The 14,062-nt window shown below is 60.8% G+C and carries 11 protein-coding genes and 1 pseudogene; 7 read left to right on the forward strand and 5 right to left on the reverse strand.

Features of this window, described 5'->3' with window-relative positions; genetic code table 11:
* Window positions 1-64 precede the first annotated feature (64 nt).
* Together B0G73_RS18310 and B0G73_RS18315 are read left to right on the forward strand one after the other, a co-directional pair.
* Window positions 65-997 carry an MBL fold metallo-hydrolase gene (locus B0G73_RS18310; protein WP_106282723.1) on the forward strand — a complete coding sequence of 311 codons (933 nt, stop codon included), beginning with the start codon at window positions 65-67 and terminating at the stop codon, window positions 995-997.
* Between the two features lie 451 nt (window positions 998-1,448).
* A complete protein-coding gene (locus tag B0G73_RS18315; RefSeq protein ID WP_106282777.1) occupies window positions 1,449-1,910 on the forward strand; it encodes a hypothetical protein in 462 nt (153 codons plus the stop codon).
* Between the two features lie 228 nt (window positions 1,911-2,138).
* Here the strand turns inward: B0G73_RS18315 and B0G73_RS18320 are convergent, their stop codons facing one another.
* From B0G73_RS18320 to B0G73_RS18330, 3 genes are all read right to left on the reverse strand, one after another.
* Entirely contained in the window at window positions 2,139-2,441 is a 303-nt protein-coding gene (locus tag B0G73_RS18320; protein ID WP_106282724.1) for a DUF4148 domain-containing protein, read from the reverse strand.
* A gap of 169 nt (window positions 2,442-2,610) precedes the next feature.
* Window positions 2,611-3,696 (reverse strand): aldose epimerase family protein, encoded by a 1,086-nt coding sequence (locus tag B0G73_RS18325; RefSeq protein WP_106282725.1) that lies wholly within the window; start codon window positions 3,694-3,696, stop codon window positions 2,611-2,613.
* Between the two features lie 33 nt (window positions 3,697-3,729).
* Window positions 3,730-4,947, reverse strand: a complete 1,218-nt coding sequence (locus B0G73_RS18330; RefSeq protein WP_106282778.1) for a DNA-binding transcriptional regulator — start codon at window positions 4,945-4,947, stop codon at window positions 3,730-3,732.
* A gap of 271 nt (window positions 4,948-5,218) precedes the next feature.
* Here B0G73_RS18330 and xylA point away from each other — a divergent pair, with 271 nt between their 5' ends.
* The 4 genes from xylA (at window position 5,219) to B0G73_RS18350 (ending at window position 10,574) form a co-directional block, all read left to right on the forward strand.
* The gene (xylA, locus tag B0G73_RS18335) at window positions 5,219-6,541 is read left to right on the forward strand and encodes a xylose isomerase (protein WP_106282726.1); all 1,323 of its coding nucleotides are present in this window, start codon (window positions 5,219-5,221) and stop codon (window positions 6,539-6,541) included.
* A gap of 169 nt (window positions 6,542-6,710) precedes the next feature.
* Window positions 6,711-7,739: a D-xylose ABC transporter substrate-binding protein gene (gene xylF / locus B0G73_RS18340; RefSeq protein ID WP_106282727.1), complete on the forward strand. Its 1,029-nt coding sequence runs from the start codon at window positions 6,711-6,713 to the stop codon at window positions 7,737-7,739.
* A 79-nt stretch (window positions 7,740-7,818) separates the two neighbouring features.
* Window positions 7,819-9,378 carry a D-xylose ABC transporter ATP-binding protein gene (xylG, locus tag B0G73_RS18345; protein WP_106282728.1) on the forward strand — a complete coding sequence of 520 codons (1,560 nt, stop codon included), beginning with the start codon at window positions 7,819-7,821 and terminating at the stop codon, window positions 9,376-9,378.
* The gene (locus B0G73_RS18350) at window positions 9,375-10,574 is read left to right on the forward strand and encodes a sugar ABC transporter permease (protein ID WP_106282729.1); all 1,200 of its coding nucleotides are present in this window, start codon (window positions 9,375-9,377) and stop codon (window positions 10,572-10,574) included. The genes xylG and B0G73_RS18350 overlap by 4 nt, the downstream gene beginning before the upstream one ends.
* Window positions 10,575-10,790: 216 nt before the next feature.
* On the opposite strand, the pseudogene B0G73_RS41255 reads toward B0G73_RS18350, so the two are convergent.
* Window positions 10,791-11,063, reverse strand: a pseudogene (locus B0G73_RS41255) (helix-turn-helix domain-containing protein); the annotation flags it as partial.
* Window positions 11,060-11,395: a type II toxin-antitoxin system RelE/ParE family toxin gene (locus B0G73_RS18360; protein ID WP_106282731.1), complete on the reverse strand. Its 336-nt coding sequence runs from the start codon at window positions 11,393-11,395 to the stop codon at window positions 11,060-11,062. The gene B0G73_RS18360 and the pseudogene B0G73_RS41255, both read right to left, overlap by 4 nt.
* 377 nt (window positions 11,396-11,772) lie before the next feature.
* Here B0G73_RS18360 and B0G73_RS18365 point away from each other — a divergent pair, with 377 nt between their 5' ends.
* Window positions 11,773-14,043: a xanthine dehydrogenase family protein molybdopterin-binding subunit gene (locus B0G73_RS18365; protein ID WP_106282732.1), complete on the forward strand. Its 2,271-nt coding sequence runs from the start codon at window positions 11,773-11,775 to the stop codon at window positions 14,041-14,043.
* The last annotated feature ends 19 nt before the right edge of the window (window positions 14,044-14,062 follow it).

The following is a 14,062-nucleotide window of genomic DNA, read 5'->3' on the forward strand; positions in this document are numbered from 1 at the left end:
CGCTCGTGTTAGTGCGCCACGCCGCCCAGTGCTGCTTACCCCATTGTTTAAGAGGACTATTGCCATGAGCGAAACAACCCGTAATGTGCAGCCTGTCACCGCCAACCTTGGCAAAGAAGGTTCAGGCGAACTCGTGCCTTCCCGCTACGCCGTGCGCGTGGGTGATGTCGATGTCGTGCTGATCAGCGATGGCGTTCTGCCGCTGCCGACCTCCACCATGTCCACTAACGTGAGCGAAGCGGACCGCAACGAATGGTTCGATGGTCGTTTCCTGCAACGTGACATGTTCGACTGGGCGCTGAATATCGCGCTCGTGCGCAGCGGCGAACGCCTGATCCTGATCGACTCGGGCGTGGGTGACGGTTTCGAATACTTCTCGCGCGCCGGTCGGTCGGTGATGCGCCTGGAATCGGCTGGCATCGACCTGGCTGCGATCACCGACATTGTCGTTACGCATATGCATATGGATCACGTCGGCGGGCTGAACGTTGATGGCGTCAAGGCCAAGCTGCGTCCGGACGTGCGCATTCACGTGTCGGCTGCGGAAGTGGAGTTCTGGAAAAATCCGGACTTCAGCAAGACGGTGATGCCGGAAACGGTTCCTCCCGCACTCCGCAAGGCTGCTGCAAAGTTCGTCGAGCTCTATGGCGAAAACATCGTGCGGTTCGATCAGACCGTGGAAGTCGCAGCGGGCGTGTCGGCCCGCGTGACGGGCGGACACACCCCGGGGCACTGCGTCGTGGACATCGCATCAAACGGCGAGAAGCTGACGTTCGTAGGCGACGCGATTTTCGAAGTCAACTTCGACAATCCCCGATGGCAAAATGGCTTCGAGCACGAGCCTGAGGTGGCTGCGGATGTTCGTATCGCGCTGCTCAACGAAGCCGCTGAAACGGGCGCTCTGCTGGCCGCAGCGCATGTCGCGTTCCCGTCTATTGGGCACGTTGCAAAGAAGGGTGAACGCTTCCATTTCGTGCCGGTGCAGTGGGACTACTGATGGATTTTAGAATATCATCCGTCGTCGTATAGGTTGCACTGACCAGACATCGGGAAATGTATGGCGCGCACTGCGCCAGTCCGCTTAGTGCAACGCGACCGGCGTCTGTACGCACAAGCCTACGTACATCATTAACCTGTGCAATCGTCCAAAACCGAGCCTTTATCCCGCCCAGTTACCCTCTCATAATCCCACCTGATTTATAATTATCAAGCCGTCGGGAAACACCCGGCGGCCAGGTTTGACAGCCTGCGATCGTAACCGCACACCCGCTCAGGCGGGTCGTGCGTCTATTGCTGCACGTCTACGTTTCAATGGGCGGGCTGTAGTGGGAGAGCCGCAAGGCTCGCCGTTTCGTTACGATCACGGTCTGTCAATCCCGCTACGTGCCCGCTCACCCTTCCCAAAGAGAGTGTCGGGCGATCTGAGCAAGCATCAGGGAGATCGCAAAATGACCAAGCCTATCAAGAGTCAACCCGCTTCACGCCCGCCTGTCGACGCACTCCAGTACGAAAAACTCGCCCTATCTGCATTCGACTTCTGCGATCGGCAATTGAGTCAACTGAACACGCTGATTACACTCGCGTCTTCGATATGTAGGAATCCTCCCATTACGAGTGACGAAAGACGCCGTCGCCAGATCATGCTCGAGCTGCTAGTCGACACTGCGGAGCAATATCAGCAAGACCTCGAAAACGATCGCGAGCTTTTCCAGGTGATCGCACTCGATGCAAAGGGCGTCTCTCAAGCGCGTCTGACGGCCAGCCACGCAACGCGCCTTCTCGCCGAAGCATCCAAGCTCGCGAGCGGATTGCAATCCACCGACAACGTCCCCAAGCGAAAAAGAACGCCCGCGAAAACCGCGTCGATCGTAAAAACGCAAACGCAGCAATCGGTCGCCGTGCGGCACTGATCAACGGGTAGCGGTGAACCAAAAGCATCAACGAAGGAGGCGCCATGCACAAGCGCATGCGCCTCCTTCACCCGCACCCTCAGAACGACCACAAAAACCTACCCCTTAAATTCCACCGAAGCGAGCGCTATAAGCCGCCGCGCTGTCATGGTCACGCATTCGACGCACAAACGCGAGCGCATGCCTGAACCATGCGCTCGCATCGAATTGACGAAAACAGATTGCGTACTACTGACCTTGCAGATTCGGATTTCCAGCAGGAACGCCGGAGCCGGTTTCGGACGAGCCAGTGGTGGAAGGACCATATCCCGTCGCTCCACTGTTTTGCGCGGCCACGCGAGCTTCGGCCGCTTGAATGTCAGCGGGGTAGGTGGAGTCGGTTGCGACCGCGGGGTTATAGCCGGCCTGTTCGAGCTGCTTCAATTGCGCTTTGACCTCGGCGCGCGTGACCGGCTGCTCGGATTGCGCGAACGATGCCACCGGCGCTGCGAACACTGCAACTAGCGCGACTGCCTTGATAAGCGATTTCATGATGCTTCCCTCCGAGAATATTTTATTGGGCGCCGCAACAATCTCGGCGCCACGCACGGATTCTAGGAAGGGCGAGGTCTAGGGGAAACCCCTGATACGGTAATTCAGTGTTGCCACAAACAGTAAGTCGGTGTGATGTAATGTCGTTCGTAATAAGTGAACAATCGCGTCACACGCCTTGGCGTACATCGACACGGTACGCAGTCACTTGCCGATATGTGCTGCCGGCTCGCACGATCACTTCGTACTGCTCAGCCATATTGACCTGGTTCGGAAAGCCGCCCGCTTCGAGACACAAACCGGCATGTGCTTGATACGCAACGCCGCCGCGTCCTGTGTCGCCTTTTAGCCGGTTGCCGCTATAAAACTGTAAGCCGCGTTGATCGGTCGAGACGGTCAATTCGCGTCCGCTGCCGGGATCGTAAGCGCAGGCAACCTGGCGCACCGGCGGAGTGGCGCCGTTCTTGCCGGCGTCGCGTGCATCGTGCAGCACGTAGCAATGATCGAAGCCGCCGGCCGTCGCCAATTGCGCGTGCGGCCAGTCGAGCCGCGCGCCGATCGGCGCGCTCTGCCGGAAATCGAAGGCATTGCCTGCCACTTCCGCGAGCTTGCACGGAATCATCGCGGCATCGACTTCAAAGAAGCGGTCGGCATCGATCGACAACACGTGGCCGCGAATATCGGCCCCCGGCCGGCCTGTGAGATTGAAGTACGGATGGCTCGTCAGATTGAGCGGCGTCGCGGCATCGGTGATCGCTTCATAGGCGATGGTCAGCGTGCCGTCGTCGTCGAGCGAGTAGCGCACCTGCGTGGTCACGTTGCCGGGAAAACCGGCGTCGCCTTCGGGCGACTCCAGCCGCATGAGCAACGCGCCGTTGTCCTCGCTCACGTCCCACAGCGCGCGATGAAAACCCACAGTGCCGCCATGCAGCAGATTCGCGCCTTCATTGCGATCGAGCGTGTACTCGATACCATCGAGCGTGAACCGCGCATCGGCAATGCGGTTAGCCCACCGGCCTATCAGTCCGCCCATATAAGTGGTGGCCGCCACATATTCGGCGGGCGTGTCGTGGCCGAGCAGGATATCGCCGAGCACGCCGGCGCGATCCGGCGCATGCCATGAGACCAGCGTCGCGCCCAGATCGCTGATGGCGACCTTCATACCGTGCGCATTGCGCAACGTGAAGAGTCGAACGGAATCGCCACCGCGCAATGTGCCCCACGGCTCGGAAGAAAGTTGTGCGATGCTGATCATGTCGTCAGTGAGAAGAAAAGAGAATAGGCATGCTCAGCCCGGCGCGGACGTCGAATTCGCCTGCTCCTGGTATTCACGCGGCGTACAACCGAGTTCACGCCGAAATACCGCGTACATGTATTGCAACGACGTAAAGCCGCAACGGATCGCCACTTCCGCGCTCGACGCATCGCGCTTTGCCAGCAGTGCTTTCGCGACATCGAGTTTATGACGCAAAATTTCCTGATGCACGGTGCACTGCCGTTCGCGCCGAAAGTACTCTTCGAGCGACGAACGCGATACGCCCACATAGTCGGCAACCTGTTCGGTGCGAATACCCTGGCACGCGTACTGTCGAATGAAGTGCCGCGCCCGCATCACATACGGACTGGCCAGCGGTTGATGCTTCGTCGATTCGAGTACGTTGATGCCGACCGGCGGAACGAGAATGCGCCGCCCGGGAAAGCGCGCGCCATGCAGCATCTGATGCAAAAGGTGAGCCGCGGTGCGGCCCATTTCCTCGGTGCCCTGAATCACCGAAGAAAGCGGAATACGCGTCAACGTGCGCGTCAACGGATCATTGTCGATGCCGATGATCGCGACTTCTTCGGGCACCGGAATGCCGGCGATCAAACACGCCTGAAGCAGATGCCGCGCGCGCGCATCGGTCACGGCGATGATGCCGACCGGCTTGGGCAAATCCCGCAGCCACGCGGTGAGCTGTTCGGTCGCCTGGTTCCATGACGGCGCGCTGGTGGAGAGTCCGCGATACATCTCGCCGTCGATCTGCTCCGCGCTGTGTCCGTCCGCGCTACGCAGATGAGCGAACGCGAGTTCGCGCTGTTGCGCCCAGCGGTTCTCTTGCGCCTGCGGCAAGCTGTACAGCGCGAAGTGCTCGAGACCCGCGCCGATCAAATGCGTGTAGGCGAGCGAGACGAGCTTGCTGTTGTCGGTGGCGATATAGGGTAAATCCGGAGGATAGTGCGCCGGATCTTCGAACGACGAACCCACGGCGACCACCGGCAACGGACAATCGCGCAGCGCTTCGCCCACGGCGGGATCGTCGAAATCCGCGATGATGCCGTCGCCGTCGAAGCGTTCGATGCCCGTCAGCCGGCAGCGAAAATCTTCTTCGAGGAACAGGTCCCACGCCACGCGCGTGGACAGCAGGTAGTTGCCGATGCCGGTAATGATCTCGCGGTCGTAGACCTTGTTCGCGTTGAACAGCAGCGCGATCCGATGGGTCGTCTGTGGCGTTTGCGGACGGGTCATGGCGGTGAGCGGCGCGCGGGCCAATGACCCGTCACGCCTTCGTCTCCTGTTAGATGCTTAGTTTGAATGGCACCGGTTTTAAGCGTCTGGTTATTCTAGGCCCCGAATCGCGCGCCGGTGCGAAACAAAATCATGGGCGGTAAGAAACATCAAGCACGCTGCGCAATTTCGCAATTGCCGACGCATCGTGCAAGCGGCAGCATGGCGTCACCTTGTCAACCGGCGCGGCGACGCCGCACGGGTTGCGGTGCACCATAAACTGGAGACGCTGATGTCTTACTTCGAACACATTCCCGAGATCCGCTACGAAGGCCCTCAATCGGATAACCCGCTTGCGTACCGCCATTACGATAAAAGCAAAAAGGTACTCGGAAAGACGCTCGAAGAACATCTGCGCATTGCCGTATGTTACTGGCATACGTTCGTCTGGCCGGGTGTGGATATTTTCGGGCAAGGCACGTTTCGACGTCCCTGGCAGCAAGCGGGCGACGCGATGGAGCGCGCGCAGCAGAAAGCGGATTCCGCATTCGAGTTCTTTTCGAAGCTCGGCACGCCGTACTACACGTTTCACGATACCGATGTCTCGCCTGAGGGGGCGAGCCTGAAGGAATACAGCGAAAACTTCTTGCGCATCGCCGACTATCTGGCGCGCAAGCAGGAAACCACGGGCATCAAGCTGCTATGGGGCACGGCCAATCTGTTCTCGCATCCCCGTTATGCGGCCGGCGCCGCGACCAGTCCCGATCCGGAGGTGTTCGCGTTTGCGGCGACACAAGTGCGCCATGCGCTCGATGCGACGCAACGACTCGGCGGCGATAATTATGTGCTGTGGGGTGGCCGTGAGGGTTACGATACCTTGCTGAATACCGACCTCGTGCGTGAACGCGATCAACTCGCCCGCTTTCTGCATATGGTCGTCGACCATGCGCACAAGATCGGCTTTAAAGGCTCGTTGCTGATCGAACCCAAGCCGCAGGAACCGACCAAGCATCAATACGATTACGACGTCGCGACCGTGCATGGCTTTTTGCTGCAGCATGGGCTCGACAAAGAGATTCGCGTGAACATCGAGGCCAATCATGCGACGCTCGCGGGCCACTCGTTTCATCACGAGATCGCCACGGCCTACGCGCTGGGTATTTTCGGCAGCGTCGACGCGAATCGCGGCGATCCGCAAAACGGCTGGGATACGGATCAATTCCCAAATAGTGTGGAAGAACTGACGCTCGCCTTCTACGAAATTCTCAAACACGGCGGATTCACAACCGGCGGCATGAATTTCGATTCGAAAGTACGGCGCCAAAGCGTCGATCCGGAAGATCTGTTCTACGGTCACATTGGTGCGATCGATAACCTTGCGCTCGCCGTCGAACGCGCGGCGGTACTGATTGAAAACGATCGTCTCGATCAATTCAAACGTCAGCGCTACGCGGGCTGGGATGCGGAGTTCGGCCGCAAGATTTCTTCCGGCGATTATTCGCTCTCCACGCTGGCCGAGGACGCAATGGCGCGCGGTCTGAACCCGCAGCACGCAAGCGGCCATCAGGAGTTGATGGAAAACATCGTGAATCAGGCGATTTATAGCGGACGTTGATCAGCGTTTCAGGAAGCAGTGCATCGAGAAGTCGCAACACCAAAAAAAATCGCGCGGCCACGTCGACCGCGCGAAACAGGAAGCTTTGGGTTGTCGCTTGTCCGGTCTTGTGGCTCGCAGCGCAAACCGTCCAATCCGGTATTCCGGCTATCAGAAGAAGGAGACAGAGATGAAATTCGCAACGCGTCGTAACGTATTGAGTTCGCTCGTATGTGGAGCGGTGCTCGCCAGCCTGTCGCTTGCCGCGCCGCTCGCGCATGCAAGCAAGGATCACCCGGAAATTGGCTTCTGTATCGACGATCTGCGCGTCGAGCGCTGGTCGCGCGATCGTGACTATTTCGTCGCCGCAGCGGAAAAACTCGGTGCGAAAGTGTCGGTGCAATCCGCCGATGCGAGCGAAGCGCGGCAGATCTCGCAGATCGAAAACCTGATCTCGCGCGGCGTCGATGTCATCGTGATCGTGCCGTTCAATTCGAAGACGCTCGGTAACGTGGTCGCCGAAGCAAAGAAAGCGGGCATCAAGGTGGTTTCATATGACCGCCTGATTCTCGACGCCGATGTCGACGCCTATATTTCGTTCGATAACGAGAAGGTCGGCGAATTGCAGGCGCAAGGCGTCTACAATGCGCAGCCGAAGGGCAACTACTTCCTGCTCGGCGGCGCGCCGACCGACAACAACGCGAAGATGTTGCGCGAAGGTCAGCTCAAGATACTGAAGCCCGCCATCGATAAAGGCGACATCAAAGTAGTCGGTCAGCAGTGGGTGCCGGAATGGAGCGCGTCCACGGCGCTGCGCATTGTCGAAGATGCGCTGACGGCGAATAACAACAAGATCGACGCGATCGTCGCCTCGAACGACGGCACCGCGGGCGGTGCGATCCAGGCGCTCGCCGCGCAGCACATGGCGGGCAAAGTGCCGGTATCGGGCCAGGACGCGGACCTCGCGGCCGTGAAACGTGTGATTGCCGGCACGCAGACCATGACCGTCTACAAGCCGCTGAAACTGATTGCCGGCGAAGCGGCCAAGCTCTCCGTGGCGCTTGCAAAGGGCGAAAAACCCGCCTTTAACTCGCAATACGACAACGGCAAGAAGAAAGTCGACACGGTGCTCCTGCAACCCACGTTGCTCACCAAGAGCAATGTCGATGTAGTCGTCAAGGACGGCTTCTATAGCCAGGCCCAGCTCGCGAGCCAATGAGCGTAACGTGTGCGCGGCGGACTTCGATGCGTGTCATGCGCATCGGCGCCGTCGCGCGCCTTGCAGCGAGGCATAGCGAATGACGCAAGCTCTCATGACGATGCGTGGCATCGTCAAGGCGTTTTCCGGCGTGAAGGCGCTCGACGGCATCGACCTCACGGTCGCGCCCGGCGAATGCGTGGGCCTGTGCGGCGAGAACGGCGCGGGCAAATCGACGCTGATGAAAGTGCTCTCGGGCGTGTATCCGTGGGGCACGTGGGACGGCGAAATCATCTGGGAAGGCGAGCCGCTGAAAGCCGCCAGCGTGCGCGATACCGAACGCGCCGGCATCATCATCATTCACCAGGAGTTGATGCTGGTGCCGGAGTTGTCGGTGGCGGAGAACATCTTTCTCGGCAATGAAATCACGCTGCCCGGCGGCCGCATGAATTACGCCGCGATGTACCAGCGCGCCGACGAACTGCTGCGCGAACTTGGCATCAGCGGAATTAACGCCGCACAGCCGGTGATGAACTATGGCGGCGGCCATCAACAGTTGATCGAGATTGCGAAGGCGCTGAACAAGCGCGCCAAGCTGCTGATTCTCGATGAACCGTCTTCTTCGCTGACTTCTTCCGAGATCCGCATTCTGCTCGACATTGTGCGCGATCTGAAGCGGCGCGGCGTGGCCTGCGTGTACATCTCGCACAAGCTCGATGAAGTGGCGGCCGTGTGCGACACGATCAGCGTGATTCGCGACGGGCGTCATGTCGCGACCGAGCCAATGCGCGCGCTCACCACCGACCGCATCATTTCGTTGATGGTAGGCCGCGAAATCAAGAACCTGTTTCCACGCGAGCCGCATCCGATCGGCGACGTGATCTTCGAGGCGCGCCACGTCACGTGTTTCGATGTGACCAATCCACGCCGCAAGCGTGTGAACGACGTGTCGTTCGCGCTGCGGCATGGCGAGATTCTCGGCGTGGCCGGTCTCGTCGGCGCGGGGCGCACGGAGTTGATGCAGGCGATCTTCGGCGCGTATCCGGGCGAGAGCGAGGCGACCGTGGTGATGGACGGCAAGCCGCGGAAGATTCGCGCACCCGTCGATGCGATTCGCGCAGGCATCGGCATGGTGCCGGAAGATCGCAAACGCCACGGCATCGTGCCGGGGCTGAGCGTCGGCCATAACATCACGCTCGCGGTGTTGCAGCGCTTCGCATCGGGCGGGCGAATCGACTCCGCAGCCGAACTCGATACGATTCATACGGAGATGAAGCGGCTTTCGGTGCGCGCCGCGCATCCCATGTTGTCGATCGCGAGTCTGTCGGGCGGTAATCAGCAAAAGGCCGTGCTGACACGCATGTTGCTGACCAATCCGAAGGTGCTGATTCTCGACGAGCCCACGCGCGGCGTCGACGTCGGTGCGAAATATGAAATCTACAAGCTGATCTTTCAACTGGCGCAGCGCGGCATGTCGATCGTGATGGTGTCCTCCGAATTACCTGAAGTGCTCGGCATCAGCGATCGCGTGCTGGTGATCGGTGAAGGCGAGTTGCGAGGCGATTTCATCAACGACAGCCTCACGCAAGAGGACATTCTCAGCGCCGCGATCCGTCCCGTGCAGCGATCCCCGAACCCAACCGCAGCGAGTGCCGCATGACGCCCGACGTTACTTCCCAACGCGCCGACGAAGCCGCGCCGCGAGGCGCATTCGCCGGTCCGCAGCGCATTCAGCAATTGTTCGCGCGCTACAAGATTCTCGCGCTGCTGATTGCCGTGGCCGCGATCTGGATTTTCTTTTCGATGCTCACGCACGGCGCGTTCGTCACGCCGCGCAATCTGTCGAACCTGCTGCGGCAGATGTCGATTACCGGCATGCTCGCGTGCGGCATGGTGTTCGTGATCATTGCCGGCGAGATCGATCTGTCGGTCGGATCGCTGCTCGGTTTGCTCGGCGGCGTGGCGGCGATACTCGACGTTAACCGGCACTGGCCGATCGGCGTCACGTTGCCCGTGGTGATGCTGCTCGGCGTGCTGGTCGGCATGTTCAACGGATGGTGGTCCACCTATCGGCGTGTGCCTTCGTTCATTGTCGGGCTCGGCGGCATGCTCGCGTATCGCGGCATTCTGCTCGGCGTGACCGGTGGATCGACGATCGCGCCGGTGTCGGACGGTTTCGTGTTCGTCGGCCAAGGATATTTGCCGCGGCTCGCGGGTGACACGCTCGCGGTGGTGCTGTTTCTGCTGCTCGCCTTTCTGACGATACGGCAGCGCCGCAATCGCGAGCGTTATCAGTTGCGCGTGGTGCCGGTCTGGCAGGACGTGGTCAAGGTGGTCGGCGCGGGTGTGATACTCGCCGGTTTCGTTGCCACGCTCGATCGGTATGGCGGTATTCCGGTGCCGGTGCTGTTGCTGCTCGCGTTGCTGGGTATCTTTACGTGGATTGCCACGCAGACCGTGTTCGGGCGACGTATCTACGCGGTCGGTTCGAACCTCGAAGCGACGCGGCTCTCAGGCGTCAACACCAATCGCGTGAAACTGGCGATCTTCGCGCTGATGGGGCTGATGTGCGCGTTCGGCGGCATCGTGAACACGGCGCGGTTGGCGGCGGGCTCGCCGTCGGCGGGATCGATGGGTGAACTCGATGCGATTGCCGCGTGCTTTATCGGCGGGACGTCGATGCGCGGCGGTTCCGGCACGGTCTACGGCGCGCTGATCGGCGCGCTGGTGATGGCAAGCCTGGACAACGGCATGTCGATGCTCGACGTCGACGCTTATTGGCAGATGATTGTGAAGGGCAGCATTCTCGTGCTGGCCGTTTGGATCGATGTCGTGTCGGGGTCGAACCGGCGGTGAGGTGGAAGGCGCGGAAGGGCGGCAACGCATCACTTTTCGCTGAGGCGAATTGCGAGCTACCTATCAGCGCACCTGCGCGGCGACGGCTGCGCCCGGTTTGCTACGCCGTGTGGACCCCTTCGTCCTTGGCTTCTTCACTGCTGCCGGTTTCTTTGCTGTTGCAACAGGCCTCTTGCGGGCCGGGGTTTTATCCATGGAGTTGCGTTTCACTGGGCCGTCCAGCACGCGCATCTCGATACGCATGTCCGCCGCGACCGCCATGTTGACCAACGCGTCGAGCGCGAACAGGTTGATTTTGCCGCGTATGAGGTCGGACACGCGAGGTTGCGTGACGCAGAAGCACTTGGCCGCTTCCGCCTGGCTCATGCCGGTGCGGGCGATATGGTCTTTGATCGCCATCATCAACACCGAGCGAAGCTTCATGTTCTCCGCCTGCTCGGGCGTGTCTTCGATAGCGTCCCAGACGCTGGAAAATGTTCGATTGCTCATGCCTTAACCTCTTTCATTTCGCGGTAGCGCTTGGCGGCGAGATCCAGATCTGTTTTGCTGATCTTTTGCGTCTTTTTCTGGAAGCAATGCAGCACGTAGATCGCGTCTTCAAATTTTGCGACGTAAATGATCCGGAATGCACCGTTTGCGTCGCGAATCCGAATTTCCCGTGCGCCCGGGCCTATCGTATTCATGGGTTTCCAGTCGTCGGGATCACGACCGCGCTGGACCTGATCGAGTTGATGGCCGGCGTCGCGTCGCGCGGAAAGCGGGAACTCGCGCAAGTCGTCCAGTGAGTTACCGCAGAACTTGAGTGACTTCGCATCGATCATTTACGATTATACAAAAATTTGTATGAGAGGGTAGTCGGCAGAATGTGATGAAGTTGCTATTTTTGCGCTGAACTCACAGCATTGCGTGCTCCGCGCAGCCTACATTTGAGTCAGATCAGAAATCCGATAACGTCGCAAATAGGACGCGCTGGCTAATCCACTTCGTCCTGCTCACCCCCATTTAATGAAACACCCCACGACAACCCCCCATCCCCACCATCCTCCCCATCCCCCGCCCCAAGCCGCCCTGACTTGAACCCACGCATTTAAGTCCCACATCCGTGGCCCGTCTTATTACTATTCCGAGGAACAACGCCAGGCGCCGACCCGCGCTCTCACAGCTTTCCAGCCATCGTGCAAGCTGATCGAACCATGCCATGTTGAAACGCAGAACCTTTCTGCTCGGCGGCGCCGGCGCTGTCGGCGCGTTGCTGGTCGGCTGGTCGGTGCTGCCGCCAGGACAGCGTTTGACCACGTCCATGCCGCTGCCGGCGCAAGGCACGCAAGTGGCGCTCAACGGCTGGGTCAAGATTGCCGCCGAGAACAGCGTGACGATCATGATGTGCAAGGCGGAAATGGGGCAGGGCATCCATACCGGTCTCGCCATGCTGCTTGCCGAAGAACTGGACGCCGACTGGTCGCGGGTGCGCGTCGAAGACTCGCCCATCGACAGGATCTACAACAGCGTGCAAAGCATCATCGACGACTTGCCGTTTCGCCCCGACAACGACAGTACCGTCAAGCGCGCCACCGTCTGGATGACCCGCAAGCTGGTGCGCGAAGCCGGCACGATGATGACAGGTGGTTCATCGAGCATCAACGATCTATGGACGCCCATGCGCGAAGCCGGCGCGTCGGCCCGCGCCATGCTGATCGGCGCGGCGGCCGCGCAATGGAAAGTGCCGCCCGGCGAGTGCCGCGCTGAAGGCGGCCAGGTGCTGCACCCGTCAGGGCATAAAGCGAGCTTCGGCGAATTGTCGTCGATGGCCGCGCAGCAGCCGCTGCCGCGCAAGGTGACGCTAAAAGATCCCGCCGACTTCAAGCTGATCGGCAAACCGCTGCGCCGTATCGAAGCGGCGTCGAAGATCAACGGTACGGCGCGCTTCGGCATCGACGTGCTGCCGGACCGCCTGCTCTACGCGAGTGTCGTAATGTGTCCAACGCTCGGCGGCACGGTGGCGAAGTTCGACGCGACGGCCGCCCGCAAAATGCCGGGCTTCCTCAAGGCGTTCGCTGTCGCGCCGTACAGCGGCGGGACCGGCGGCGTCGCCGTGATCGCCGACAACCCGTTCCGCGCGATGAACGCAGTCGCCGCCATCGACGCGACCTGGCACGATGGCCCGGCAGCGAAGCTGTCGAACGCGGACGTGGACCGCCGCCTCGCGCAAGCACTCGACGACAGCGACGGCCACGCCTATTACCGCCTCGGCGACGTCGATGCTGCCATGACCCGCGCGGCGCGCACCGTCAGCGCGGAATATCGTGCGCCGTATCTCGCGCACGGCGCGGTCGAACCGCTCAACTGCACCGTGCAGGTCGCGGACGGTACAGCCACGGTCTGGGTCTCCACGCAAATGCCCGGCCTCGCGCGGCACCATGTGGCGAAAGTACTGGAACTCGACGAGGATAAAGTCGACGTGCAAACGCTTCTGCTCGGCGGCGCGTTCGGCCGTCGTCTGGAGCTGGATTTCATCGCTCAGGCCGCGGCGATCGCGCGCGAGGGCGGGGGCCGTCCGGTGCAAACGCTCTGGTCGCGAGCGCAGGATTTCACCCACGACTTCTATCGTCCGGCGTGCCTGTCGCGGCTGAAGGCCGGTTTCGACAACGACGGCAAACTGGTGGCATGGCAGGCCACGTCGGCAAGTCAGGCGATCGTGCCGGAAGCGCTCGCGCGTTACTACGGCGCGCCGCGTCTTCCCATCGACAAGACCACCTGCGAAGGCGCCTTCGATCAGCCCTATGAATGGCCCGCTGCGCGCGTCGCGCACAAGATCGTCGAATTGCCGGTGCCGGTCGGGTTCTGGCGTTCGGTGGGTCACTCGCATCAGGCGTTCTTCACCGAGGGCTTTACCGACGAACTTGCGGTAGCGACCGGCAAAGACCCGCTTGCGTTTCGCGCCGCGCTGCTCGAGCAGCATCCGCGGCATCTGGCGGTGTTAAAGCGCGTGGCGGCTCTGTCGGACTGGGAGCATCCGCTAGCGCGTGCCGCCGACGGCGCGCCGCGCGCGCGTGGCGTCGCGTTGCACGAGGCGTTCGGCAGTGTGGTCGCGCAGGTCGCGGAGGTGTCGATCGGGCCGGGTAAGAAGATTCGGGTGCATCGGGTGATCTGCGTGATCGATTGCGGCATGCCGGTGAATCCGAATCTGATTCGGCAGCAGATGGAGAGCGCGGTTGTCTTCGGTTTATCCACCGCGTTGCAGGACGAGATCACACTCGTCGACGGACAGGTACAGCAAAAAAACTTTCTGGATTTCCCGGTGGTGCGAATGGACGATTGCCCGGTGATCGACACGGACATCGTGCCGAGCCAGATGCATCCGCAAGGCGTGGGTGAAGCGGGCGTGCCGCCGGTGGCGCCGGCGGTGGCTAATGCGGTGTTCAAGCTGACGGGCCAGCGCTTGCGCTCGCTGCCGTTGAAACTGGCGTGAAGCAGGCCGAATTCAAGAA

Origin of the sequence: Paraburkholderia sp. BL25I1N1 (genome assembly GCF_003002025.1) — a bacterium.
In the GTDB taxonomy this organism is placed as follows: Bacteria; Pseudomonadota; Gammaproteobacteria; order Burkholderiales; family Burkholderiaceae; genus Paraburkholderia.